This window comes from Nonomuraea rubra, from assembly GCF_014207985.1.
Classification (GTDB): Bacteria; Actinomycetota; Actinomycetes; order Streptosporangiales; family Streptosporangiaceae; genus Nonomuraea; species Nonomuraea rubra.
This window is the reverse complement of sequence record NZ_JACHMI010000001.1, coordinates 6,238,737-6,263,353: the sequence shown is the minus strand read 5'-3', so window position 1 is coordinate 6,263,353 and position 24,617 is coordinate 6,238,737. Positions and strand designations below refer to the sequence as shown.

Below are 24,617 nucleotides of genomic sequence, written 5' to 3'. Positions count from 1 at the left end.
GACAGGGATTTTGCCCTGCCCAATAGTAGTTGCAAAATACAAGCACTCCTGGGAAGAGGAGCTGATGGGCCGCTTCGTCTATTCGATGCAGGTGTCCCTCGACCTGCGGATCGAGCAAGTTCCCGGGGACAACGGCGCCGGCGAGTGGCTGCGCCTCGGCGAGGAGCTGCACCGCGAGGCCAACGCGCTGACCCGGGCGCTCGCGCTCATGGTCCATGGCCGGGTCTACTACGAGGTCATGGAGGAGTTCTGGCCGCGCTCGCACGAGGACGAGTCGCTGCCGGACTTCATGCGCGAGTACGGGGAGATCTGGACCGCCAAGCCCAAGGTGCTCGTCTCCCGAACCCGTCGCAGCGCCGATCACAACACCAGGATCATCGGCGGGGACGACGCGATCGAGCAACTCGCCGCCCTGCGGGCCGGGACCGACGGCAGCATCAGCGTGGGCGGCGCGGCGCTCGCCACCCAGCTGCTCCGGGCGGGGCTGCTCGACGAGCTGCTGCTCTTCACCCATCCGTCGATCCTCGGCTTCGGCAGGCCGCTGTTCGACGACTACGACAGGCCGATCGACCTCGACCTGCTGGAGCAGAGGTCGTTCGAACAAGGCGTCACGATGCACCGTTACGCCGTCCAGGACGCGAAGGAGGCGGGCTCATGCTGAGGCAGGTCGCGGAGGGTGTGCTGGTCCACGAGAGCGAGTTCGTGCAGAGCAACGCCATCGTGGTGCGGGGCCCGGCCGGGGTGCTGCTCATCGACCCCGGCGTGACCGGCTCCGAGCTCGACTGCCTCGCCGGCGACCTGCGCGAGCTGGGCCTGCCCGTCGTGGCGGGGTTCTCCACGCATCCGGACTGGGACCACCTGCTCTGGCACGCCCGGCTCGGCGAGGCGCCCCGTTACGGCACGGCGCGCTGCGCGGCCACCGTCCGGGATCAGCTCCCGGACGCGGACGCGAAGAAACGCATCGCCGACCACCTGCTCGAGACGGAGATCGCCGGTCAGGTGCCGATGGACCTGCTCGGCGACATCACCGGCCTGCCCGCCGGAACCGAGCGGATCCCCTGGGACGGCCCTGACGTCCGGATCATCGAGCATCAGGCGCATGCCCCTGGCCACGCGGCGCTGCTGATCGAGGAGCGCGGGGTTCTCGTCGCCGGCGACATGCTGTCCGACGTCCTGGTGCCGATGCTCGACCTGGACGGCACCACGGACCCGATCGAGGACTACCTCACCGCGCTGCGGCTGATCGAGGGCGTGGCGGGCGGCGCCGAGGTCGTCGTCCCCGGTCACGGTTCCGTCGGCGGACCCGGTCAGGTCCGGGCGCGGATCGAGCTGGACCGGGCGTACGTGCTGGCCTTGCGTGACGGCCGGGAGCCCGGTGACCCGCGGCTCGGCCCATCGGCCAGGCCCGGCTGGGAGTGGGTGAGCGACATCCACGAAGGGCAGCTCCAGCGCCTCGCCCGGAGAGGCGGGCGCGGCGAGCCGCCCCGCTAGCGATCGGGGGCGCGGGACGGCTTCTTGACGGGCGCTCTGGCGGACCTGCGGCGGCCTCCGTCCGGGCTGGGCACCCCGGGCCGGGTGAGGTTCTCGGGTTTGACGATCCGGTCGTAGAGCTTCTCCGCGACCCCGCACTGGAGCGCGGCGTCCTTGAGCGAGAGCCCGTGGTCCAGCGCGTGGTGGGCGATCCGGGCGGCCTGGTCGTAGCCCACGATGGGGCTGAGGGCGGTCACCATCATGATCGAGTGATCGAGGTTGTGGTGCAGCCTCTCGGTGTCGAGCCGCACGAGCTGGATCGCCTGGTTGGAGATCACCTCGTTGACGTTCATGTTCGACTGGGTGCCCGAGCCCGTCTGCCGCACGTACAGCGGGAACTCGCTGTCCAGCTCGCCGGAGACGACCTCGTCGGCGACCCGGCTGATCAGGTCGGCCTGCCACCGGGGCAGCCGGCCGGCGCGGGCGTTGACGATCGCGGCGGCCTTCTTGATGTGGCCGTAGGCGTGGTAGACGGCCTTGGGCATGCGGTCGTCGCCGATCGGTACGTCACGGACCTGCGGCGGCGCGCTCACTGCCCGTTCCCGTGGACGTGACGGTAGGCAGGCTGCCACATGGCCTCCTGGACCTGCTGGACGGTGTCGCGCAGGTCGACGCGGGCCAGGTGCTCCTCGGCGGCCCGGTTCGCGACGGCGACGGCGACGGTGGCGGAGATCTCGCGCAGGTTGTCCACCTGCGGCAGCAGGGCCGCCCCCGGGCTGGTGGAATCGACCATCCCGCCGACGGCCTCGGCGGCGGCCTGGAGCATGCCGGGGCTGACCCGGCGGGCCCGCGCGACCACCACGCCCAGCCCCAGGCCCGGGTAGAGCAGCGCGTTGTTCGCCTGGGCGATGCGGTACGTGACGCCGTCGTGGGTGATCGGCTCGATCGGGATGCCGGTGGCGATCAGGGCCCGGCCGTCGCTCCAGCGGAGCAGGTCCGCGGGCATGGCCTCGATGCGCTCGGTCGGGTTGGAGATCGGGAAGATGATCGGCCGGTCCACGCCCGCCGCCATGGTGCGCACGATCTCCTCGGTGAACGCGCCGTGGACGGTGGAGGTGCCCAGCAGCATGGTCGGCTTGACCCGCTTGACGACCTCGGCCAGCGAGATGCCGTGCTTGTCACCGGCCCAGCCGGCGACCTCCGCGCGCGGCCGGGCGTACGACTGCTGGAAGTCGCGCAGATCCTTCATGTCGTCGACCAGCAGGCCCTGCTTGTCGATCGGCCAGATCCGCCGGGTCGCGGCGTCCTCGTCCAGACCGTCGCGAACCATCGCGTCCCGCAGCTGGTCGGCGATGCCGATCCCCGCGGTGCCCGAGCCGAAGATGACGATCCGCTGCTCGCGCATCGGGGTCCCGGACGCCCGCACCGCGCTGAGCATGGCGGCCAGCACGATGGCGCCGGTGCCCTGCATGTCGTCGTTGAAGGTGCAGATCCGGCCGGTGTACTTCTCCAGGATCCGGCGGGCGTTGGACGGGCCGAAGTCCTCCCAGTGCAACAGCGCGCCGGGGAACATCCGGGTGGCGGTGGTGACGTAGGCGTCGATGAACTCGTCGTACCGCTTGCCGCGTACCCGCGCGTGCCGGTTGCCGACGTAGCCCGGATCGTTCAGCAGCGCCTCGTTGTCGGTGCCCACGTCCAGGGCGACCGGGATGGCCCGGCCGGGATCGAGGCCCGCGGCCGCGGTGTAGACGGCCAGCTTGCCGGCGGTGATGCCGGCACCGCCGCCGACCCCCCAGTCACCGATGCCCAGGATCTCCTCCGCGTCGGAGGCCACGATCAGGTCCACGTCGTCCGGGCCCAGCATCATGTTCGCGAACGCCCGCTCGATCCCGCCCGGATCGTCGATGGACAGGTACACGCCCCGGGGACGACGGTACTCGTCGCTGTAGAGCTTGATCGCCTCGGCGACGGTCGGGTCGTACACGATGGGCAGCATCTCCCGCAGATGATCGGCCAGCAGCCGGTAGTACAGCACCTCGTCCCGGTCGCGCAGCGCCGCCAGGTAGACGTTCTTGAGCAGGTCGGTCGGCTGCGCCCGGTACTGGGCGTACATCCGCTTCGCCTGCTCCTCCAGCGTCTCGATCACCGGCGGCAACAGCCCTTCCAGCCCCAGCTCCGCCCGCTCCTCCTGCGAGAACGCCGTGCCCTTGTTCAGCAGAGGCTCGCGCAGCACCGCCTCCCCGCGCAGAGACGTCACATAGCTTCCGTCCGGCTGCTCGGCGAACATGAAGCTCACGAGATCCGGCTTCTTCTTCCCCGGCGACATCGTCGTCATCCCCTCCATCACATCACCGGTCACCCGGCCCTTCGCTGCTGCTGCCCCCGCCACGACCAACCGATACTGGGCCCGACCTCACGACTACCCCAAACCTTGCCTGTGCCAGGAGGGGCGGGTCCCACGCTGTGTTCGGTCATGGCAGGGGCAGAGCCAGGGGCCTGTAGACCGCGCCGACCGCCGTCCAGCACCAGCACCCCGCCGTCGAGCCCGCCCACAACGCCGCGCATCGCCACGTACGCCGGCGCACGCCCCCCGGCCAGATTCGGGGCGACGGTGCCACCCGGCCAGCGATCGGCGCTCCTCATCGGCACCAAGCGCATGAGGCCATCCTGGCGAGGGGGGCCGACGGATCAAGGCGCACGCCGCATGAGTGTGCTGTCCCCGTACGCCGCAGTGGCCTTGCGCATTGCCTGCTATGAAATCTACATTGTAAAGGCGGGCGGTTGATTCAACAATCTCTTTCGTCCCAGACAAAGGAACGGGCTACGCCCGTACCCCTCATCAACCCCATAGACAACGACGGCTCTCCGCGTCTGATCCCGGCATGTGCCTTCTCACAATCTGCGGCCAGCACGGTCAACGCGCTGGTGGCGATGTCGACCGCGTCGCGCAGTTGCCCGGCGTCGGGCGACCCGGGAGGGGTCGGCGCGGCGGTGGCGGTCGTAGGCTGTCATGGGCAGCCGCAGGCCCGGTCTTGTGTCACCGTTGGCAGTGGACCTTCTTCGTGTACTTGCTCAGATCGGTCAACGGCGCACCCGATAGCGCAGGTGAAGCACCCGGTTGCCCTGAATCACCACGTCAGGGTCCTCCAGCAGGTGCTGCGCGTGGACCGACCCGAAGTAGCGCTTGCCGGACCCCATCACGACGGGTACGACGTCCATGCGCACCTCGTCGACCAGGCCCGCGGCAAGCGCCTGGCCGCCGACGTCGCCGGCGGCGACCTCGACCAGGCGGTCGCCCGCAAGCTCCTGCGCCTTGGCCACGGCTGTCTCGATGCCGTCGACGAAGTGGAACGGCGCCTCGGGGTCCCAGCCCTCGGGTGCCGGCCGGTGGGTCACGACGATCACGTGGTCGACCCCGCTCGGGGGCTTGCCGTCCCAGCCGTCGGTCAGGTCGAAGACGTGGCGGCCGGCGATCGTGACTCCGACCTGGTCCCAGTACGGCCGGGTGTAGTCGTAGGACGTCTGCGACACCTTCACCTCGCCGCTCTCGTCCAGCGGGACGTCACCGCCGGTCAACCAGTCGAACAGCGGTCCGGGCTGGTCATTCTCGTCCGCGATGAAGCCGTCCACCGACACCGAGCTGTACATGACCACCTTGCCCACGGGGCTCTCCTCTGCTTTGGGGTGGCCCCCAAATTAGCGTGTCGTGAGCTGCCGCTCTTGTAAGAAATCAATCGGCCGGTAGTGGCCAGCCGTCCAGCACGTGGCCGGGATGTTCGCGCAGGAACCGCCGCCGGACCTCGATGTACCGGGTCGGTGTGAGCCCGGTGAAGGCTCGGAACTCGTGGCCGAAGTGGGCCTGGTCGAAGTAGCCGGCGCCGCCGGCGAGGTCGCCCCAGTCGATCGGTTCGGCGGGGTTGATCGGGAACACGGTGGCGGTGAAGCGGTGGGTGCGGGCCAGCCGCTTCGGCGTGACGCCGATGAGCTCCTTGAACCGTTGTGCCAGATGCGTGCTGCTGACGCCGGCTGCCTCGCTCAGGTCGCCGATCGCCACCGCTCCGCTGGTCGCCGCGATGACGTTGCTCGTATGGCGGACCAGTGCCAGGCCGGGGGTCTCGCACAGCCGTCGCATGAGCTCCTCTTCGAGCAGCGTCAGCATCTCGTGCGGCCCGGCCGCCGTGGCCAGCCGGTCTCGCAGCTCGGCAATGGCGGGCCGGCCCCAGACCTGCTCTATCGTGACCGGCCGGTCACACAGCTCGGTCGCGGGCGTCGGCAGGAACGGTGCCAGCCCCCAGGGCTTGAAGTGTCCGCCGACTGACCGGGTCCCCGGCGGATAGCCGAACTCGTAGGCGCGGGTGGGCATGGTGACCACGCAGCCGTCGGCGTACTCGGCCGTCTCGATGTCGGTGCCGGCGCGGATGCGGAACGGCGCCTCGAGGTTGACGATGAGCAGCGCCGACGGCGACGGCGGCAGCGTCAGCCGGGCGTACGGCGGCTCGCCCTCCAGGTAGTAGAGGTCGTCGATCAGTCCGTCCAGCGGCGGTCGCGGCACTCTGGACACGTACTCCACGCCCACAGTATCGCCGACGCCCATGCCTGCGCGGCGCGGGACAACGCGCCGTTCTCCACCTGGTGGTCGGAATCGGTAAGTTAGCATTCCTGGAGCCCGGAGTACTTGCGAGACGACGGTGCAGCTCGACGGCGTCGTCCAGGGTCTCGGCCGCCCGGACGAGGACACTCGTGCCGGCCTGATCGACCGTTACACGTTGCTGATTCACCCGCTGACCCTGGGGAGCGGCGCGCGGTTGTTCGAGGGGCCCGCCCCGCTGACCGAGTTCGAGCTCACCGGTAGCGTCACGACCGGCAGGGGTGTGATCATCGCGGACTACATCCGCCGGTGAGGAGGAGCCGTGCCGGCACCTGAGCGTTGACGGCGGCGTGCTCGGCACTGGTTGCCGAGGCCACCTGACGATTGTTCCGGCCGGCTCGGATGGCGGCGTGCGTCACTTCCGGTTCCGGTGGACGATCTCCTTGTTGCCCTTGCCCGGGTACGCCATGATCAGCAGCCGCTGCCCGCTCTGCGCCTCGCCCTTCCAGGGGAACCAGGCGTGGTGCACGCGGATGCGGTAGTGCCCCTTGCGCCCGTTGAGGGCGAGGTTGGGCAGCTCGGTGCCGCTGAGGCTGTCGTAGAGCACGATCTGGCCGCCTGGGCTGTAGTAGCCGACTTCGACCACCTGGTCCCAGCCTTTGGTCTCGACGGGCGGCCGGCGGGTGTAGGTCTCCAGGGTGACGCAGAGTACGGGATGCGGGACACGTACTGGCCGGCCAAGGGAGACGAGGGCATCCGCGGCCCGCACGCCCACACCTACGGTGTGCACCCCGCCCGTCCGCAGGGCGGCGAGGTGGATCTGACCGACCAGCTGCCGACCTACGCGTTCGGGGCCAGTGGCGGCCTGGTCTCCACTCCCGAGGACCTCAACAGGTTCTGGAGTAAGGCTCCGCTGAGCACGATGATGGCCAGGACGGTGAAGGTCGAGCAGGATGGCTAGCCCACCGGCGCCCGCTACGGCTACGGCGTGGCCCGGATGAAGACGAGCTGCGGCAATGCCTACTTCGCCGCGATGTGCGATCGCTGAGCCGGGGCGGCAGCCGCAGGCGGCCAGGCTACTGACCGTGACCTCGTACCTGCTTGGCCACCTGGAGATCAGCGCGTGATGGGGGTGAGGAGCGTCTCGCTCGCCCGGGACAACATCACCTCACCGGTGAAGGTGTGAGTCTCCTCCACCTGGAACTCGGCCAGGCTCAGGCGGATGTCTCTCGCTCCTTGCTCCGCGCGCCGGCACGCCTCTTCTGTCTCGAAGATCGTCACGGTGACGATCGTGTCGTCTCCTGTGGCGATCGCCTGGTAGCTGACAATGCCGGCGGGTACCTGCACCGAGGCTTCGGAGGTGCCGCCGCCTCCAGCTGAGAGTTGGTTCGCGAACTGCCGGTTGACCGTGCGCATCAGGTCGTCGATCGAACCGGTCCCCATGCGATAACGGCGGATGAACGCGTGCATGTTCGTTCCCTTCCCTGGGTTCCTGCTGATACTAGAATTTGTCTTTCATTAAAGACAAGTGTAAGTTTCAGATATGGAGAGCAGCGCCTATGTCGAGGAAGTGGCCACGACCGTGCGAGGCCATCTCGCTGCGACGGGGGCAGAGGCGAGCGAGTTGACCCTGGAGGACATCGCCGCCGTGATGGGAGTTTCACGCAGCACGCTCATCCGCCGCATCGGTCATCGCTCCCATCTTGATGAAGTTTTGGCCAGGCACGGCGCGAGGGTGGTCCGCCTGTCCGCGCGGGACCGGGCGGTCGAGGCCGCGGCCGGCCTCTACGGGGCGTTCGGGGTCGGCGAGGTGACGCTGGACATGATCGCCGCTGACGCGGGATGCACGGTGCAGGCGATCCAAGGGCAGCTGGGCGGCCGCGACGGCCTGCTCACGGCGGTCTTCGACCGCTACAGCCCGATGCCGCGCGTGGCCGAGGTGCTGGCCGATCCACCGGCGGATCTCGAGCCGGCCGCGCGGCTGCTTTACGAGCAGGTGCTCGGCGCGATGATGGGGGAGGCGCGGGTGATGGCCGCGATGTTCGCCGAGATCGCCTCCCGGCCCGGAGGCGCCCTGGCCGTTCACGTACGGGAGAACTACGCGCCCCGGTTCGTCGGCCTGATGATGGGCTGGCTGACGGCGCACGTCGATGCTGGAGTGGTGCGTGAGCTGCCGGAGAAAACGCTGCTCAGCCTGTTCGCGGGGCCGGTGCTGGCCAGGAGCGTGACCGCGCTGGCCACGGGCGAGCACCTCACTCCGACGGCGCGCGCCGAACTGGCGGCCGATCTGGCGGCGGCGTTCTGCCGAGCCGTACGGGCCTGAGAGGACGCCGGGCTCGAACCGTCGGCGGTGGTGATGCAGGCGAAACGACCCTTGGCCTCAGCACCAGTGTCCGCACCCTTCTCTTCCGCTGGGTTCGACGCCAATGGCATAGTCCTGAGCGTGCCGCTGGACGAGTTACCGGACTGGTTGCCGGCTTGGTGTCTTGACCATCTGGGCGGCGAGCCCGCCGACGTGCTGTTCCGGTCCCAACAGGTCTCGATGGTGTTCGGGCTGCGGTTGGCCGATGGCAGGAACGTGGTGGTCAAGGCGCGTGCCGACGACGGCCGGGCGGCGTCGTGTGTTGCTGCGCAGGCCCGGCTGGCCGAGCGCGGGTTTCCGTGTGCCCGGCCGCTGACGCCGGTGGCCGGTGTCGGTGCGCTGGCCGTGCACGCTGAGGAATTCCGGCCAGGCGGCGAGGTGCTGCACGGGGACTCGCCGGACATGGCCGTGCGTTGCGCGGAGCTGTTCGCTCGGCTGATGGCCGAACTCGCCGGCGTGATCGTCGCGCCGCCGTTGCCGAATCCGCCCTGGGTGCGCTGGGACGAGACCGGTGCCGGGACGTGGCCGGCGATCGACTTCCTCGATGCCCTGGACCAGAGCGTCGTGTCCGGGCACATTGTCGAGGCGGCCGAGCGGGCCCGGGCGCGGCTGCTGGCCGGCGGTCTGCCGTGCGTGCTCGGCCATGCCGATTTCGAGGCGCAGAACCTGCGGTGGCAGGGGCGGCAGGTGCGGACGGTCCACGACTGGGACAGTCTGGCGTGGCAGCCGGAGGCGGCGCTGGTGGGAGCGGCGAGCGGGTCGTTCGCCAGTGCCGGGCCGCCGACGCTGGCGCCGATCGAAAGCTCCGAAGCGTTCCTGGCGGCTTATCAGGACTTTCGGGGGCGCTTGTTCACGCCCGCGGAGCTGGAGGTCGCGTGGGCGGCCGGCGTGTGGATGGCTGCGTACAATGCCCGGGAAATGGCACTGTGTGCTGGCCCTCCGGCGGGCGGCGATGCGCTGCGGGCACAGGCAGCCGAACGCCTGCGCCGGGCGAATGCCTAGCCCCGCAGGCGAGCCCGGAGAGCGTCCATCCCAGACCCGCACCGCTCGGGCGTTCGTCGTTCAGGGGTCAGCGGGTCGCGTCGGGCATGCGGACCGTCACGTAGGGATGCGCCTGATCCAGCCACTCGCCGGTCAGCCGCGCCCCGGTGGTGCGGTCGATGACCGCGAGGCAGGCCGCCCTCCAGTCATGGTCGGCGCGGCCATCGAGGTCGTCCTCGTCCTCGTTGTCGTTGTCGTCGGAGTCCTCGGGCGCGGGCGCGGCGAAGAAGTCCGTCGTCGCCTGCAGCTCGGGCCATCGGGCCAGGCCGGCATGGTGTTCCTGCCGCCCGGGGAGTCGCGTTCGGGTGGCCCGACGGCGTCGAGCGTCGCCGGCTCGTGCAGCTGATGGGGCGTGTTCCCGGCGAGCCGGGCGGCGACCTGATCCAACGTGAGCGCCCGCCCATCGCCGGGCACCACCGCCGTCCAGCACATGCCTACGCCGAGCCACCGCGTGCTGTTCATCAGTCGCCGGTAGTGCGCGCGCAGGTCGGCGGTCGCCGGTTGTACGGTGTTCAAGCAGGGCCCCTTTGCTCGGCGGGAACGGATCGTCGAGATCATCCCAGAGGCGCGGCGGAACCTGCCAGACCATCCGCGCCCAGAGGACTCTGCGACCGCCGCCGGTATGGCCGAGCTGGTGGCGGCCGGGAAGGTCCGCTGCCTCGGGCTGTCCGAGGCCGGCGCACCGACCATCCGGCGGGCGCACGCCGTGCACCCGATCGGCGCGCTGCAGAGCGAGTGGGTCGCTATGGACCCGCGACCTGGAGGCGGAGATCATGCCGGTCTGCCGCGAGCTCGCCACCGGCCTGGTCCCGTTCGCCCCACCGGCTGGCAGCGGCCAAGGACGTCACCGCCCGCCGGCCCGCCCTGGCCTGGGTGCAGCACCAGGGCAAGGACGTGGTGCCGATCCCCGGCACCCTGCGGCAGCGCTACCTGCGGGAACGATCAGCTAGGCGGGCGGTGCCAGGGTGCGCAGGACGCAGAACTCGTTGCCCTCGGGGTCGGCCATGACCACCCAGCGCCGGTCCGGCCCTTGGCCCACGTCCCTCCTGGTGGCGCCGAGGCCGAGCAGCCTGGTCACCTCGTCGTCGGTGCTGCCGTCGATCGGGCTGACGTCGAGGTGCAGCCGGTTCTTCACGGTCTTGCCCTCGGGCACCTGGACGAACAGCAGGGTGGGCGGCATCTGCCGGGCCAGGACCTCCTCGACGGTCGGCTCCCAGGAGCCGATCTCGACCGTGCGCTCGTTCCGGTCGATCACCTTGAAGTCCAGGACCTCGCACCAGAAGGCCGCGAGTCTCTCCGGATCGTGGCAGTCGACGGCCAGCTCGGTGAATCTACTTGTCATGTCTTCCTCCCGGACGTCTCACGGCGTTCCGAACCATGCGGAGAGTGCCTCGCGCAGCGGGGGCGTGGCGCTGTCCGCGGGTTCGTCGAGGGCGGCGGCCCAGGCGACGTGGCCGTCCGGGCGGATCAGCAGCGCGTCGGCCGGCCGATCGTCGGTCTTGGCGGTGTGGACGTCGACGAGAGGCCGCCAGTCCGAGGCGGTCTGGCGGAGCTCTGGACGGCCGGCCAGGTCGAGCAGGACGGGCCGGGCGGGGTGCATGAGCTCGGCGACGCTGGTGATGCCCCGGTCGGTGTGCAGGGTGAGGTCGGGGGCGAAGGTGCCGGCCAGCGGGTGGAGGCGGGTGCCGGGCATCGGGTAGCGGATGTCGGTGCCGGCGACGAGGGCTCCCATGCGGCGCAGCGGCTGCTCGTCGGCGAGCAGTTCGGTGAAGACCTCCCGGAGCGCTTCGGCGGCCGCGTCGTGCCCGCGCCGCAGGGCCACCTGGGCGCGGGTGTGCAGCAGGGTGCGGGCGCCGGCCATATGGCGTTCGGCGTGGTAGGTGTCGAGCAGGCCGGCCGGGGCCGTGCCCCGGAGGTCGGCGGCCAGCTTCCAGGCCAGGTTGACCGCGTCCAGCATGCCGGCGTTGAGCGCCACGCCGGTGGCGGGGAACAGGTGCGCCGCGTCGCCGGCGATCAGGATCCGCCCTTCGCGGTAGCGTTCGGCCTGGCGGGCCTTGAAGGTGAACCGGGACAGCCGCGTCGATCCGGCCAGGGGAAGGTGCGCGCCGAGCACGCGGTGGACGCTGTCCTGCAGTTCGGCCAGGGTCATCGGGACGTCGTCGTCGTACTCGGTGGTCTCGTCCTCGATGGTGTAGAGGGAGACGGACCGGGCGCCGGGGGAGGAGCCGACGCCGAGTAGGCCGTGATCCGTGCGGGTGAAGCCGGCGCGGATCGCGCCGAAGCCGGGCACGTCCAGATCGCCGTTGCCCAGAACGGTGACCGTGTCGGGCAAGGTGACCTGGGCCAGCCGGTTGACCTCCGGATAGGTCGTGCCGGGGAACGGAATGCCGGCCCAGTCACGGATGCGGCTGCGCGCGCCGTCGCACCCCACGAGGTACCGGGTGCTCGTCCGGTACGGGCCGTCCGGGCCTCGCACGTCCACGGTCACCGCGTCGTCGTCCTGGCTCACCCCGGTCACCTCGTGTCCGCGGCGCAGGTCGACGCCGAGCTCGCCCGCGCGTTCGCCGAGCAGCCGCTCGAGCAGTTGCTGCGGCAGCGGCAGGGCGTGCATCGGAGGGTCCGGCAGCTGGGTGAAGTCCAGGTGCACGCCGCCGAACGGGAACCGGGGAGCCGGCACAGGGCCGGTGCAGGCCGCTTCGAAACGTTCCAGCAGGCCCCGGTAGCGCAGCAGCTGCAGGATCTGCCCGCCCAGGCCGCCGGCCTTGGGGGTGTCCCGGGGTTGCGGCTGCCGTTCCAGGACGAGCGGCCGCACCCCGGCCAGGCGCAGTTCGGCGGCCAGCATGAGACCGGTCGGGCCGGCCCCCACAATGATCACATCGGCGTCTCCTCCCGGGTTCTCTTCTGCGAGGCGGGTGGCGTTCATCATCGATGGCCTCTCGATCGTGTCGTTTGTCGCGATTGTGACGGGCGATGCGCAGGTCCGGCTGTCAGCCCCGGAGCCTGGCGGCCGAGGTCCTCCAGGGCGGGGCGCGCAGGCGGGGAGCACGGCCGGACACGCATGGGCAAATCACCCCTCGCCAGGACGGAATACGGGACGGGACGTCCCGTATTGCTGCTTAGCGTGAGGGATGCGCCTTCCTGATGTCAAACGGGTCGTCCCGTCCCGGTATGGTGAGGCCATGAACGCCCGCCGCCGCTCGGACGACCGCACCGAAACGATCATGCAGGCCGTACTCGATCTGGCCCTTGAGAGCGGCTACGCCAAGCTCAGCATGGAGGCGGTCGCCGCCCGCGCCGGGGTCGGCAAGGACACCATCTACCGCCGGTGGCCCTCGAAGGGGCCGCTGTTCCTCGACTCGCTGCTGTCGCTGAACCAGGACGTCCTCGACTATCCCGACACCGGCGACGTCCTGGCCGACCTGCGGCAGCAGATCCACGCCGCGGTGGACCTGCTCGCGAACCCGCCGTGGGGCCCGCTCTACCGGGCTCTGATCGGCGAGGCCCAGCACAATCCCGCGGTCGCCACCGGGCTGAACGACCGCTTCATCCGGCCGCAGGCGGGCAGGACCGTCGCCCGGATCAAGGCGGCCCAGGAGCAGGGGCAGGTCTCCCCCGACTTCGATCTCGACCTGGCCATGGCGATCCTGTCCGGGCCTCTGTACTTCCAGTTGCTGATCACTCATGAACCCCTGACCCACGAGTACGTCGACCGCGTCCTCGACGCCCTCTTCGCCGGCATGGGCCCTCGATCACGACCCTGAGCGCCCGAGCACGGGCGGCGGCGCCCCGGCCGGGAGATCACGCCGCGTTCACACGAGGGGATGAGCCGCGTCGAGCAGATGGCGCAGGCGCAGCGTGTCCGGGGCCAGGGCGGTGATCAGCACGGCGGGCCCGGCGAGCGGGGTCAGCACGGCCTGCCCGTGGGCCGGGTCGTCGCCGAGCAGCCGGACGCCGGGCGGCTGCTGGTCGTAGGCGGGGTCGACGATGAGGATCTGGCCGGTGGCGCGGTGGCCGGCCATGATGGCGGGTCCGTCCCAGGCGGGCGCGTCCGGGCCGTAGCTGGTCTGCTGGTCCAGGAGCAGGTGTCCGTCGTAGCGGAGGGTGAGGCGGGTGCTCAGCCGGCCGGGTGGTTCGCCGGTGCGGCCGAGGACCTGTTCTTCGCGCAGGACCAGGCGTGCGGTGGGGGCCAGGTCGATGGTGCAGCTCTGGCGGAGGTTGCTGCGCGCGGCGGAGATCAGCGGTTCGGGCAGCCAGTGCAGGCTGGCCTGCTCGGCCACGGTCAGGTGCACGTCGTAGGTGGCGTGGTCGGGGGTGGGGCCGCGCAGGGCGATGGTGGCGGTGGCGGTGGTGATGTGCAGGTGGGCGCCGCGTCCGGCGGTGGCCTCTATGCGCAGCCGGTCGCCGCCGAGGGGGGCGCTCATGGCGCCGATGATGCACACCCGTGCCTGGTTCCCGCACGGGTGGTTCCAGCGCACGTCGAAGGGGCCGTCGCCGGCCAGCACGGGAACGGCGGTGGCCTCTCCCACGCTGGTCGCCGTGATGCGGGCGGTGGCGTGTACGCCGGTGGGCCGGGCCGAAGTGGTCTGCGGCGGGAGCGTCATGCGGGGCCGGTGGCCCAGTCGGCCAGGCGCCGGCGGACCCAGTGCGCGACGGGTGTGACGCCGCCCTCGCTCTTCAGGGCGGTGAAGGCGACGGGCAGGTCGCCGCGCTGGGTTTTCGCGTCGCGGGCCATGCCCTCCAGGTCCACCCCGACGTACGGGGCGAGGTCGGTCTTGTTGATGACGAGCAGGTCGGAAGCGGTGACGCCGGGGCCGCCCTTGCGCGGGATGTCGTCGCCGCCGGCGACGTCGATGACGAAGATCTGCGCGTCGACCAGGCCCTTGGAGAAGGTCGCGGTGAGGTTGTCGCCGCCGGACTCGATGAGGATCAGATCCAGCGGGCCGAGCTGTTCCTCCAGGTCCTCGACGGCTTCGAGGTTGGCGGAGATGTCGTCGCGGATGGCGGTGTGCGGGCAGGCCCCGGTCTCGACCGCCCGGATGCGCTCGGCGGGCAGGACGGCCTCGCGCAGCAGGAACTCGGCGTCCTCGCGGGTGTAGATGTCGTTGGTGACGACGGCGATGGACAGTTCCTCGCGCAGCGTCCGGCACAGGGCGGCGACGGTGGCGGTCTTGCCGGTGCCGACCGGCCCGCCCAGCCCGATGCGCAGGGCGCGGCGGCGGCCGCCGGGACGCTGCGTGGCGGAGCCGGCGGGTCCGAGGGCGTGGCCCTCGGGGGAGGCATGGTCGTGGTGCAGGTGCAGGTGCATGGCTTGCTCCGCGGTTGAAGACAGGGTTGAACGACAGGTGCGACGGTCAGGAGGCGAACAGGCGCACCGGGCGAGCGGCGTGTTGTTCGGCGGTGATGTCGAGCAGCGGCGCCGAGGCGGCGGGCAACGCGCCGACGCCCTCGGCGGGCACGCGCCGCGCGGCTTGGTCGGCCCGCGTCGCGACGTGGTCGATGCCGGCAGCCAGGCGCGCCAGGACGGCGGTGGCGTCGAAGGGGTCGAGGCTCAGCAGGCGGACGGTGGCGGTGGCCGGGCCGCTGACGCTCTCATACGCGGCCGCGTACGCGGCGTCCAGCGGGCTCAGTCCTGCGGAGCGGGCGGCCAGGCCGAGCACGACGCTCTGGTGAGCGCCGTGCGGCCGGGCCGCCGCGAGCGCGTCGAGCTCGGCCGAAGGCCAGGCGGCACGCACGGCCCGCAGCAGCTGGCGGCCGAGCCGGCGCGCGACGTGGCGCAGGGCGGGTGCGGGGGTGCGGGCGTCGGCGGCCTCATCGAGCAGGAGCGGGTCATGGCCGGCGGCGGTCGCGGCGGCCAGGCCCGCCGCGACCAGGCCGCTGGTGTGCAGCCGGCCGCGGCAGAACTCCCGCAGGCTCGCCACGTCACGCACCCGCCCGGCGATGACAGCCGCTTCGGCGCCGCCGGAGTGGGCGTGCCCGCCGGCGGGGAAGCGGCCGTCGGCCAGGACGAGCAGGGCGGCGCGATTCATCGTGCGCGGTTCACCTTTCGTGTCCCTCCTTGCGGGTCGTGTGCCCTGCGGAACGGTGCGCGACGGCGTGGGGACGGTCAGAACAGGAAGTAGCGCTGCGCCATCGGCAGTTCGGTGGCGTACTCGCTGCTGCCGACAGGCCGGCCGTCGATCTTCACCTCGCAGGCGCGGCCGTCGACCTCGATGAGCGGGCAGGCGTTGTTCTCCCGCATGTCGGCCTTGAACACCTTGCGGGTGTCGCGGATGGCCGCGAACGGCTTGCTCACCTCGACCCGGCCGGCCAGGCCGGCGTTGATGGCCTCTGCTGTGACGAAGTTGACCGAGTTGGCGCCGGGTGCCCGGCCGGTCGCGCCCCACACGGGGCGGGGCAGCACCGGCTGCGGGGTGACGATGGAGGCGTTGGCGTCGCCGACCTGCGCGTAGGCGATCTGGCCCCCCTTGATCACCCGATACGGCTTGACTCCGAAGAACGCCGGCTCCCACAGCACCAGATCGGCGAGCCTGCCCACCGCGACCGAGCCGACCTCGTGCTCGATGCCGTGCGCGAGGGCCGGGTTGATGGTGTATTTCGCGATGTAACGGCGGGCGCGCCGGTTGTCGGCCCCGCCGGGCCCGCCGGTGTCGCCCTCCAGGGGACCGAACCGGTCCCTCATCACGTGCGCGGTCTGCCACGTCCGCATGATCATTTCACCGATGCGGCCCATCGCCAGGGAGTCCGACGACATGATCGAAATGGCGCCGAGGTCGTGCAGCAGGTCCTCGGCGGCCATCGTGGCGGGCCGGATCCGCGACTCGGCGAACGCCCGATCCTCCTCCACCAGCGGGTTCAGGTGATGGGCGACCATCACCATGTCCATGTGCTCGGGGACCGTGTTGACGGTGAAGGGCCGGGTGGGGTTGGTGGAGGCGGGCAGCACGTTCGGCAGGCCCGCCATGGTGAGCATGTCCGGAGCATGGCCGCCGCCGGCGCCCTCGACGTGGAAGACGTGGATCGGGTGGCCACCGATGGCTTTGATGGTGTCCTCGACCGTGCCCGCCTCGTTCAGGGTGTCGGCGTGCAGGGCCAGCTGCACCCCGGTCGTTTTGCACACCTCCAGACTGCGGCGCAGGACGGCGGGGGTGGCTCCCCAGTCCTCGTGGATCTTCAGGCCGAGCGCACCGGCCTTGACCTGGTTGTAGAGCGACTCGTACGACATGGTGTTGCCCTTGCCGAGCAGCCCGATGTTGACCGGGAAGCCGTCCAGCGCCTTGAACAGCCGGGCCAGGTGCCAGGAGCCGGGCGTGACGGTGGTGGCGGTGCTGCCCTCGGCGGGGCCGGTGCCGCCGCCGATCAGGGTGGTGACGCCGGAGACGAGTGCCTCGTGGATCTGCTCGGGGCAGATGAAGTGCACGTGGGTGTCGACGGCGCCGGCGGTGAGGATCTTGCCGTTGCCGGAGATGACCTCGGTCTCCGGGCCGATCACGAAGTCGGTGGCCGTCGGATGCCGGTCGTGCAGCCGGTTCATGGTCTCGTTGTTGTAGGCCTTGCCCAGGGCGACGATCCGGCCGTCGCGGATGGCGACGTCGGCCTTGACCACGCCCCAGTGGTCCAGGATGACCGCGCCGGTGATGACCGTGTCGGGCGGCTGCGGGGCGCCGAACCTCCTGGAGTCGCGCGGCGCGCAGGCCTGGCCCATCGACTCCCGGACGACCTTGCCGCCGCCGAAGACGACCTCGCTGCCGCTGTGGCCGGGGCCGCCGCACCAGTCCTCGGTGACCTCGATCCGCAGGTTGGTGTCGGCCAGCCGGATGCGGTCGCCGGCCGTGGGGCCGAACCGGTCGGCGTAGTCGAGGCGGGTCAGCGGCTGATGGCCCTTGTGCATCGGTGGACTGGACACTACAGCTTGCCTCCGACCTCGCCGCGCAGGCCCTCGACGACGCGATCGCCCTCGATGGGCACCAGCTCGACCTGCACCGGCATGTTGGGTTCGAACCGCACGGAGTTGCCGGCGGGAATGTTCAGGCGCTTGCCGTAGGCGTCGGCACGCTCGAACTTCAGGCCGGGGTTGGCCTCGAAGAAGTGGTAGTGGGAGCCGACCTGGATGGGGCGGTCGTCATCGTTGGTGACGGTCACGATCGTGACCGGGAGGCCCTTGTTGTGGACGATCCGTCCGGCGTCGGCGGGGTGTTCGATCTTTCCGGGATGAACCACGGACGATGTCGGCTGCGGGGTTTCCGGGGGCAGGGGGTGGCGGATGCTGACCATCTTGGTGCCGTCGGGGAAGGTGGCCTCGATCTGGATGCCGGAGAGCATCTCCGCCACACCCGGCATCAGGTCGTCGCGATCGAGCACCGACGGGTCCACGGGGTTCATGAGCTGGGCGACGGTCTTGTTGCCGTCCCGAGCCTCTTCAAGCACGTAGGCGGTGATCAGCGCGACCGCCTCCGGATGGTTGAGCTTCGTCCTGCGATCTTTGCGCTTGCGGGCCACCTCCGCGGCCACATAGATCATCAGACGTTCCTGTTCATGCGGAGTCAGGCGCACTCCACCACCTCGCCTTCGCTCTCTGCCCCGGCTTCTTCCCGGGCGTCGCCAACAGTGCGGGAGAGCGCGCCGGCCAGAAACCTTGACGTGGCCATCCGCTCCCTGCAGGTAGGGAATCGACGTCCCCCCATGCGCCCACGGGAGCGCCAGTTCAGCCTGGTGACCCGCAAGGCGGCCAAGGGCAGATCAAAACCCGCAGCGCACTGAAGGTAACGCCACGAGCACAAGCGGTGACATAGCGTAACGGTGAGGTGTCCATCACCGGCCACAGGACCGGCACGACCCGTGCCGGCGACGCCGGCACCCTGGGTCGATTGGCCGCCCTCACCGGTCGCCGCGCTGACCCTCGAGGACTACGCCGAGGTGAGGACCCGATGAAGTGGCGCGGCCGGAACGACCTGGAACCGGGACCTGTCCGCGCTGACCTCCTTCACCTGGGCCCAGCGCCAGGACCTGCTGGCCGTCGACCCCGCCGCCGACCGCTGCGGCGCGAGACCGTCCGGCACGATGACCGCGCCATCCCGGCCGTCCCGGCTGGAGACCTTTCACCGGCAACCGGCGAGCCTGCGCGAACGCCTGTTCTGGAGCATGATCTACGAGATCGCTCCTCGTGCCGGCGCACCGGGCGTGGCCTGGCCGCCGGCCTGCCCCGCGCCGGACCTGCCACCTCGCTCGTGTCCGCCACTCAGCCGAGGCAGAATTCGTTGCCCTCGACGTCCTGCATGACCAGGACCGACTCGTTCTCCTCATCGGCGGGCAGGAGCCGCACGCGTACCGCGCCGAGCGGGATCAGTCGCGCGCATTCGGCCTCAAGGGCCGCCAGGCGCTCTTCACCCACCAGCCCGGTACCGACCCGCACGTCGAGGTGCAGCCGATTCTTGACGGTCTTGCCTTCGGGAACGCGCTGGAAGTACAGCCGCGGCCCCACACCCGAGGGGTCACTGCATGCGAACCACGCATCGCGCCGTTCCGGCGGCAGCGACTGATTGAAGTCGTCCCAACTGGCGAACCCCTCCGGTGGCGGTGGTGCGACGTATCCCAGCACCTCACACCAGAAACGAGCGACGCGCTCAGGTGATGCGCAGTCGAAGGCGACTTGAACCTGTCTTACTGATGCCGTCATGGATCAATGCTCCCATGACTGGCCAAATCCCCCTGCAGCCACACGCTCACGACGTTGAACGGGCCATGCGGTCGTCGGGGGACGATCGCAGCGACCGATCGCCGCTCTCGCCGTGCGCACGGAGTGGGGGCCGCGGGCCCCCTTCCGCGGAAGGGCCACCGGCATCAGTGAGGGCCGCTGGCGCCGGCTGCAGGAGTTTGGTGAGGAGTGCGCTCAACTGGCCGCGTTCGGCGGGGGTGAGGGCCTGGAAGGTGTCCTCGAGGAAGGCCGGGATCAAGGCTTGGGCCTGGGCGTACCGCCGGCGGCCTGAGTCGGTGATGGTGACGGCGTAGGAGCGCCGGTCGCGGGGGTTGCGTTCCCTGCGGACGTGGCCCGCTCGTTCCAGGTCGTCGCAGATGCCGACCATCACGCTGCGGTCGATCCGCAGTTCCTCGCTGAGCGTCTGCTGGGAGCAGGGGCCGACGGCGTCGAGCATCTGGAGCACGAGGTGTTGCCCGACTCCGAGCCCTTCCCCGGCGGCATGCGCGTCGGCGGCGCGGGCAACGGCGGCCGACGCGCGGCACAGCGCGATGTCGAGCCGCTCGGCGGCGAGCCGGGGAAAGTACGCCGTCCCGCGGTCCGTCGTTCTGGTCGTGGTCGCCATCACTCTCCCTCGTGCGCTCAGCTCCAAGCCTACCGCAATCCGTCTCCAAGGAGACTGTTTGACAGTAGATGATTTGCAGGCATACGGTTCGAATCGTCTGTCCGTCAATTGTTTGTATACAGATGGAGAGTGATGGTGATCCGAGCCCATGGCCGCCGGCAGGTGCCCCTGGTGATCAAGGGGGTGGCGGCCGCGCTCACCGCCCCGGCGGCCCTGTCGCTCATCATTACCACCTTCGCCGAGGGGCCACAGCGCAACCGGGCGCTGGGGCCGCGGTCACCGACGGCGTGTTGCCGCTGGTGTTCGCGCTGACCGAGAAGAGCCGGCCGGCCGGTGTCGTGGCCGCCCTGCTGCTGGGCGCCTTCGTCGTCATCGAGCGCCGGCGACGCGCGCCGCTCGTCCCGCTGGAGGTGTTCAGGTCCGGCACCGTGGGCGCCGCCAACCTCGCCGCTCCGCACCCGTGCCCGCCCCCACCGCCTGAAGGAGACGTACCTCATGACGCTGGATCTCACCCCGGACGAACTGCTGAGCACGACCCGTGCCGTACGCAAGCGCCTTGACCTCACCCGCCCGGTGCCCGGCCGTCTCCCGCACGCCAGGACATGCTCGGTGAACCGAGCGAACTGCCAGCACGGCCGGGCCCCGGTGGCCGGCACGGCCGCGCCCGCACCGTGGTGGTTGCGGTGCGGGCCCGCTCGGCGGACCGGCCAGGCCGTGCCGGATCGGCGGTGCCGGCTCGAAGTGATTCACGCGTTCCACGGCTGGACGGGCTCCGGCCCATGACTCCGAGGGAGAAACGACCCCGTGTTCACCCCCTCCTCATGGCCAGGAGTTCGCGTCCGCGCTCCGGCGTGATCAGCCGGGCGGCCCGGGGATCGGCCAGCAGGGCGATCGGTGCGAGGTGGTCCTCATGCAGCGGCCGCCAGTGGACGAGGGCGTCACGCAGGCGCGGCCAGGCCTCGTCACCGGCGTCCAGGGCGGCGTGCGCGGCCTCGTCGAACTCCGGGTTGCCGAAGCAGAGCCGGAAACCCGGCTCGTTCTGCCGCGCCTGATAACGGCCGAGCAGGTGCTTGACCTGCTGCGGGCCGCGGTCCCACAAGAACTTGACGGTGGAGCCGGAGCCGAACCGGCGGGCGCGTTCGTGCGCGGCGAACAGCAGCGGCAGAACCTGTGCGGCGAACAGATCCTCGTCGAGGACCCACGACTGGGTGTCGCCGTGGGTGAGCAGCCGGTGGAAGGGGTCGTCGTCCTCCGCCTCCCTCAGCAAGGTCCGCATCTGGAAGCTCAGGAACGAGGCACGGTCACGGCCGAAACGCGCGGCCTGCGCCAGGACGGCCAGCGGGCGCTCCACCTCGCCGCGCAGGCTCGCCAGCCGGGCGTCCTCGACCTTGGCGTCCCACTCGCGCTGGGTGTCGCATCGGGGCCGGTCGAGGGCGTGGAATCCGGCGTAGAAGTCGTACATCTTCTCGTAGAAGGAGCCGTGCCGGTCAGGGCCCATGGCCGTCCAGGAGAACACGTCGTAAGCCGCCCACTCGCCGTGCTCATCGACGTCACCCGGATCGAGGTAGACCACGCCGGCGTCCGCCTCCAGGGAGATCAGCAACGATCGTGCCGCCGCGGGCTCCGTGTCCTCCTCGTCCCAGTCGGCGTAGGCGTCGGCCCACATCGGCTCCAGATCGGCCAGCCAGCCGATCTCCTCGGTGCCGCGCAGGCTCCGTACGAAATTGCCCGCGTGCCGCCAGCCGTTGGTGACCAGTAGGAACTCCCGGAACGACGGGGGCAGCACGCACCCCAGCCGCGACTCCAGGGCGCGTACCTCGTCCTCGGTGGCGGGCGTGCATCCGAGCCAGGGGTCGCCGTCCGGCTCCTCGTCGGGGTTGGCGAGGTGCCACTCCTCGCTCCAGCGCTGAAGGAACGGCTTCCATGCGTGACGGTCCACGGCGGGCTCCTGCGACGTCGCACGATTCGGTCCCGCGAATTCCATCAGGTGCCACCGACATCTTCAGCTCCCTGCTGTCACCCGGTGCGTTGTCCGCGACCCTGCTCACGGCCACGTGTTCATCACGACGGCGACCGCGTTCCACGACAAGGCCGCCATCAGCATCAGTTCGCTCACCTTGATCTTCCGCCGGATTCGGAGAAGACCGGCTGCTGCACGAAGCCAACGTCACGACCCGACCTCATCCACCGTTCCGTCGCAAAGCCTCTGACCTGCCACTCCGTCTGCCGCCTCAGTACTGTGACTTCACATGACCGGCACCGAGATTGAGATCACCGCAGACCTGGTCCGCGACCTGCTGCAGGAGCAACATCCAGACCTTGCGGGGCTGGCCATCCGCGAGGTGGCGGGCGGTTGGGGCAACCAGATGTGGCGCCTCGGGGACGAGCTGGCCGTGCGCATGCAGCGCATGGACCCCACCCCGGAGCTTCAGCTCAAGGAGCGGCGGTGGCTACCCGTACTGGCCCCGCGCCTGCCGCTCCCGGTGCCGATCCCGGTGCGGTTCGGCGAACCGTCCGAGCGCTTCCCCAAGCACTGGACCGTGATGACGTGGGTTCCCGGCGAGCCGCTGGACCACGGCTCGATCAGCCGCGGCGCCCACGCGGCCGACACGCTGGCGAGCTTCCTCCAGGCGCTCCATGCGGAGGCGCCCGCCGAGGCCCCGGCCAGTTCGGACCTCGGCGCTCACCCCAAGAGGTGCACGGGTGGCTTCGAGCAGTTCTTGCAGGCCATTGACCCCGATACCGTCGGCGATGTCCGCGCCGTCCGGTCTGTCTGGGACGACGCCGTCGCGGCCCCCGAGTGGGAGGGCCCGCCGGTGTGGGTGCACGGCGACCTCCATCCCGCGAATGTCGTCGTCTCGGGCGGAACGCTCTCGGGCGTGATCGATTTCGGCTCCTTGTTCGCCGGCGATCCCGCGTGGGACCTCGCCGCCGCGTGGTTGCTGCTCCCCGCGGGCACGGCCGCACGGTTCTTCGACGCGTACGCGCATGCGGACGAGGCGGCGATCCGGCGCGCCCGCGGGCTGGCCGCCATGAAGAGCCTCTTCCTGATGCTCATGGGGCAGAACGGAGATCGGGGCCTTCCCGGCGGCAAGCCTCACTGGGGACCTGCGGGCCGGGCGGCACTTGATCGTGTCCTGATTGGAGCCAGATCGGCTGGCGCCGGCATCACCGCGCCCGCGGATGTAGTCCGTCGGCCCGCATGATCTACGGTGTTTGGCGGGATAGATCTTCTGTGGTGGATTGGTGGGCGAACCTACTTCAGGGCGCGCTGAGTGCTGTCGTCGGTGGCGGGGTCGCCCCGGTCACGGGGCTGTCGTGATCAGCAGGTGATCATGCTGTGGAGGCGGACCGGAAGAATCAAGCGCCAGCAGTGGCTGATGGAATTGGACCACGCCACCACAGGGTTCTTTTCAGCTTCATGATGCATGAGGCGACGATCACAGCCGTCGATCCGGCCTTCGCCCAGCGGCTTGCGGAGATCCGGGAAGGACTCTCGCAGTGGCGGATGTCGGTGCGTGGCCCGTGGTCGTATACGCGGGAGGAACGCCGTGAGCATCGGCGGCTCATCAAGCAGGCACCCCTCGATACGCGATGATCGGGCAGAACGGCAGCGCCGCTACGACCAAGACCGCGACCGGCTCCGGACCCGGCGGTACTGCTGTGCGGTCAGCGGAGCATGCGGAAGAAGGTTCGTAGTTCCTCGGCGAACAGGCAGGGCTGCTCGAACGCGGCGAAGTGACCGCCCCTGTCCGGTTCATTCCAGTGCAGGATGGTGGTGAAGCGCTTCTCGGCCCACCGGCGGGATGGCCGCGGGTTCTCCTTGGGGAAGATCGAGCACCCTGCCGGGACGGTGACCATGTCCGTGGTCTCGGCGGTGAAGAGCCGCTGGACCTGTTTGAAGCTCTCCCAGTAGAGCCGGGCGGCGGAGGCGCCGGTTCCGGGCAGCCAGTAGAACATGAGGTTGTCGAGGAGTTCGTCGCGGGTGAGGGCGTTCTCGGGGCGGCCGTCGCAGTCGGTCCAGGACCGGAACTTCTCGATGATCCAGGCGCACAGCAGTGCCGGTGAGTCGACGAGCCCGTAGCCGATGGTCTGCGGGCGGGTGGACTGCTCCAGCGAGTAGCCGTCCTCGTCCTCCTGGCCTCGTTCCAGGTCGGCGAGAGCGGCCCGTTCGGCGGCGGTGAGGTCGCCGAACGTGGCCGGATCCGGGGCCGCCAGCGGCGGGACGAGGTGGATGCCCGCCACGTGGGCGGGATCCCGCAGGCCGATGAGCGTGGTGACGGTCGTGCCCCAGTCGGAGCCTGCCGCGCCGTAGCGGTCGTAGCCGAGGCGGGCCATCAGCGTGATCCAGGCGCCGGCGATCCGCTCGACGCCCCAGCCCCGGCGGTCCGGTTTGTCGCTGAAGCCGTATCCGGGCAGGGATGGGCAGACGACGTGGAAGGCGTCGCGGGCGTCGCCGCCGTAGGCGGCCGGGTCGGTGAGCGGTCCGATCACTTTGAGGAACTCCACGATCGAGCCCGGCCATCCGTGGGTCAGGACGAGCGGCAGCGCGTTCTCGTGGGGCGAGCGGACGTGCAGGAAGTGGATCCCGAGGCCGTCGATGGAGGTGCGGAACTGTGGCAGCGAGTTCAGGCGCCGTTCGGTGGCCCGCCAGTCGTACTCATCGGCCCAGTACCGGCACAACTCGCGCAGGTAGTCCAGCGGGACACCCTGCGACCAGTCCCCGGCCGTCTCCTTCTCGGGCCAGCGCGTGCGCCGCAGCCGTTCGCGCAGGTCGGCCAGTACGGGCTCGGGCACGTCAAGACGGAACGGGGTCACGCGGTCGGACATGTCGCCTTCC

General features: G+C 70.4%; 27 protein-coding genes. 9 read left to right on the top strand and 18 right to left on the bottom strand.

Going from position 1 to position 24,617, the window contains the following annotated elements; translation table 11 throughout:
* The first annotated feature begins 64 nt into the window (after positions 1–64).
* A complete protein-coding gene (locus HD593_RS28540) occupies positions 65–661 on the top strand; it encodes a dihydrofolate reductase family protein (protein ID WP_185105111.1) in 597 nt (198 codons plus the stop codon).
* Complete coding sequence (locus tag HD593_RS28535; protein WP_185105110.1) at positions 655–1,491, top strand: MBL fold metallo-hydrolase; 837 nt, start codon at positions 655–657, stop codon at positions 1,489–1,491. Before HD593_RS28540 ends, HD593_RS28535 begins: the two co-directional genes overlap by 7 nt.
* Here the strand turns inward: HD593_RS28535 and HD593_RS28530 are convergent.
* The 4 genes from HD593_RS28530 to HD593_RS64525 all read right to left on the bottom strand — a co-directional run bounded on the left by HD593_RS28530 (position 1,488) and on the right by HD593_RS64525 (position 6,040).
* Positions 1,488–2,063 (bottom strand): lyase family protein, encoded by a 576-nt coding sequence (locus HD593_RS28530; protein ID WP_221525014.1) that lies wholly within the window; start codon positions 2,061–2,063, stop codon positions 1,488–1,490. The genes HD593_RS28535 and HD593_RS28530 overlap by 4 nt on opposite strands.
* Positions 2,060–3,805: an NAD-dependent malic enzyme gene (locus HD593_RS28525; RefSeq protein ID WP_281402476.1), complete on the bottom strand. Its 1,746-nt coding sequence runs from the start codon at positions 3,803–3,805 to the stop codon at positions 2,060–2,062. The genes HD593_RS28530 and HD593_RS28525 overlap by 4 nt, the downstream gene beginning before the upstream one ends.
* 746 nt (positions 3,806–4,551) lie before the next feature.
* A complete protein-coding gene (locus tag HD593_RS28520) occupies positions 4,552–5,133 on the bottom strand; it encodes a dihydrofolate reductase family protein (RefSeq protein ID WP_185105108.1) in 582 nt (193 codons plus the stop codon).
* Positions 5,134–5,200: 67 nt separating this feature from the next.
* Positions 5,201–6,040, bottom strand: coding sequence for a helix-turn-helix domain-containing protein (locus HD593_RS64525; protein ID WP_221525013.1), 840 nt, complete (start codon positions 6,038–6,040; stop codon positions 5,201–5,203).
* A gap of 118 nt (positions 6,041–6,158) precedes the next feature.
* Here HD593_RS64525 and HD593_RS61895 point away from each other — a divergent pair, with 118 nt between their 5' ends.
* Positions 6,159–6,371 (top strand): dihydrofolate reductase family protein, encoded by a 213-nt coding sequence (locus tag HD593_RS61895; RefSeq protein WP_221525012.1) that lies wholly within the window; start codon positions 6,159–6,161, stop codon positions 6,369–6,371.
* A 102-nt stretch (positions 6,372–6,473) separates the two neighbouring features.
* Here the strand turns inward: HD593_RS61895 and HD593_RS28505 are convergent, their stop codons facing one another.
* Positions 6,474–6,704, bottom strand: coding sequence for a hypothetical protein (locus HD593_RS28505; protein ID WP_185105106.1), 231 nt, complete (start codon positions 6,702–6,704; stop codon positions 6,474–6,476).
* Between the two features lie 69 nt (positions 6,705–6,773).
* Between HD593_RS28505 and HD593_RS28500 the strand changes: the two genes are divergently transcribed.
* Positions 6,774–7,019: a hypothetical protein gene (locus tag HD593_RS28500; protein ID WP_185105105.1), complete on the top strand. Its 246-nt coding sequence runs from the start codon at positions 6,774–6,776 to the stop codon at positions 7,017–7,019.
* Between the two features lie 155 nt (positions 7,020–7,174).
* On the opposite strand, the gene HD593_RS28495 is transcribed toward HD593_RS28500, so the two are convergent.
* The gene (locus tag HD593_RS28495) at positions 7,175–7,528 is read right to left on the bottom strand and encodes a hypothetical protein (protein ID WP_185105104.1); all 354 of its coding nucleotides are present in this window, start codon (positions 7,526–7,528) and stop codon (positions 7,175–7,177) included.
* 73 nt (positions 7,529–7,601) lie between these two features.
* Here HD593_RS28495 and HD593_RS28490 point away from each other — a divergent pair, with 73 nt between their 5' ends.
* Positions 7,602–8,381, top strand: a complete 780-nt coding sequence (locus HD593_RS28490) for a TetR/AcrR family transcriptional regulator (protein ID WP_185105103.1) — start codon at positions 7,602–7,604, stop codon at positions 8,379–8,381.
* Between the two features lie 120 nt (positions 8,382–8,501).
* Positions 8,502–9,422, top strand: a complete 921-nt coding sequence (locus HD593_RS28485) for an aminoglycoside phosphotransferase/kinase family protein (RefSeq protein WP_185105102.1) — start codon at positions 8,502–8,504, stop codon at positions 9,420–9,422.
* Positions 9,423–9,489: 67 nt separating this feature from the next.
* Here the strand turns inward: HD593_RS28485 and HD593_RS28480 are convergent, their stop codons facing one another.
* The 3 genes from HD593_RS28480 to HD593_RS28470 form a co-directional block, all read right to left on the bottom strand.
* On the bottom strand, positions 9,490–10,050 hold the full coding sequence (locus tag HD593_RS28480) for a hypothetical protein (RefSeq protein WP_185105101.1): 561 nt from the start codon (positions 10,048–10,050) through the stop codon (positions 9,490–9,492).
* A 357-nt stretch (positions 10,051–10,407) separates the two neighbouring features.
* Positions 10,408–10,803, bottom strand: coding sequence for a VOC family protein (locus HD593_RS28475; protein ID WP_185105100.1), 396 nt, complete (start codon positions 10,801–10,803; stop codon positions 10,408–10,410).
* Positions 10,804–10,821: 18 nt separating this feature from the next.
* Positions 10,822–12,336, bottom strand: coding sequence for an FAD-dependent monooxygenase (locus HD593_RS28470; protein ID WP_312903773.1), 1,515 nt, complete (start codon positions 12,334–12,336; stop codon positions 10,822–10,824).
* A 304-nt stretch (positions 12,337–12,640) separates the two neighbouring features.
* Here HD593_RS28470 and HD593_RS28465 point away from each other — a divergent pair, with 304 nt between their 5' ends.
* Positions 12,641–13,222: a TetR/AcrR family transcriptional regulator gene (locus HD593_RS28465; RefSeq protein ID WP_246546766.1), complete on the top strand. Its 582-nt coding sequence runs from the start codon at positions 12,641–12,643 to the stop codon at positions 13,220–13,222.
* Between the two features lie 48 nt (positions 13,223–13,270).
* Here HD593_RS28465 and HD593_RS28460 read toward each other — a convergent pair whose 3' ends face one another.
* The 7 genes from HD593_RS28460 to HD593_RS28430 all read right to left on the bottom strand — a co-directional run bounded on the left by HD593_RS28460 (position 13,271) and on the right by HD593_RS28430 (position 19,777).
* Entirely contained in the window at positions 13,271–14,062 is a 792-nt protein-coding gene (locus HD593_RS28460) for an urease accessory protein UreD (protein WP_185105099.1), read from the bottom strand.
* Positions 14,059–14,766, bottom strand: coding sequence for an urease accessory protein UreG (gene ureG, locus HD593_RS28455; RefSeq protein ID WP_221525011.1), 708 nt, complete (start codon positions 14,764–14,766; stop codon positions 14,059–14,061). Before ureG ends, HD593_RS28460 begins: the two co-directional genes overlap by 4 nt.
* A gap of 46 nt (positions 14,767–14,812) precedes the next feature.
* Positions 14,813–15,487, bottom strand: coding sequence for an urease accessory protein UreF (locus HD593_RS28450; RefSeq protein ID WP_185105098.1), 675 nt, complete (start codon positions 15,485–15,487; stop codon positions 14,813–14,815).
* 77 nt (positions 15,488–15,564) lie between these two features.
* Positions 15,565–17,349, bottom strand: a complete 1,785-nt coding sequence (locus HD593_RS28445) for an urease subunit alpha (protein WP_185105097.1) — start codon at positions 17,347–17,349, stop codon at positions 15,565–15,567.
* A gap of 14 nt (positions 17,350–17,363) precedes the next feature.
* Entirely contained in the window at positions 17,364–18,011 is a 648-nt protein-coding gene (locus HD593_RS28440; RefSeq protein WP_185105096.1) for an urease subunit gamma, read from the bottom strand.
* Between the two features lie 685 nt (positions 18,012–18,696).
* A complete protein-coding gene (locus HD593_RS28435) occupies positions 18,697–19,134 on the bottom strand; it encodes a VOC family protein (RefSeq protein WP_185105095.1) in 438 nt (145 codons plus the stop codon).
* A gap of 46 nt (positions 19,135–19,180) precedes the next feature.
* Complete coding sequence (locus tag HD593_RS28430; RefSeq protein WP_185105094.1) at positions 19,181–19,777, bottom strand: MarR family winged helix-turn-helix transcriptional regulator; 597 nt, start codon at positions 19,775–19,777, stop codon at positions 19,181–19,183.
* A gap of 495 nt (positions 19,778–20,272) precedes the next feature.
* Between HD593_RS28430 and HD593_RS61885 the strand changes: the two genes are divergently transcribed.
* Complete coding sequence (locus HD593_RS61885) at positions 20,273–20,560, top strand: hypothetical protein (RefSeq protein ID WP_246546765.1); 288 nt, start codon at positions 20,273–20,275, stop codon at positions 20,558–20,560.
* A gap of 25 nt (positions 20,561–20,585) precedes the next feature.
* Here the strand turns inward: HD593_RS61885 and HD593_RS28420 are convergent, their stop codons facing one another.
* The gene (locus HD593_RS28420) at positions 20,586–21,716 is read right to left on the bottom strand and encodes an SMI1/KNR4 family protein (protein ID WP_185105093.1); all 1,131 of its coding nucleotides are present in this window, start codon (positions 21,714–21,716) and stop codon (positions 20,586–20,588) included.
* A gap of 310 nt (positions 21,717–22,026) precedes the next feature.
* On the opposite strand from HD593_RS28420, the gene HD593_RS28415 reads away from it, so the two are divergent.
* Positions 22,027–22,983, top strand: a complete 957-nt coding sequence (locus HD593_RS28415) for an aminoglycoside phosphotransferase family protein (protein ID WP_246546763.1) — start codon at positions 22,027–22,029, stop codon at positions 22,981–22,983.
* 463 nt (positions 22,984–23,446) lie between these two features.
* On the opposite strand, the gene HD593_RS28410 is transcribed toward HD593_RS28415, so the two are convergent.
* Complete coding sequence (locus HD593_RS28410) at positions 23,447–24,607, bottom strand: epoxide hydrolase family protein (RefSeq protein ID WP_185105092.1); 1,161 nt, start codon at positions 24,605–24,607, stop codon at positions 23,447–23,449.
* Positions 24,608–24,617: the final 10 nt, after the last annotated feature.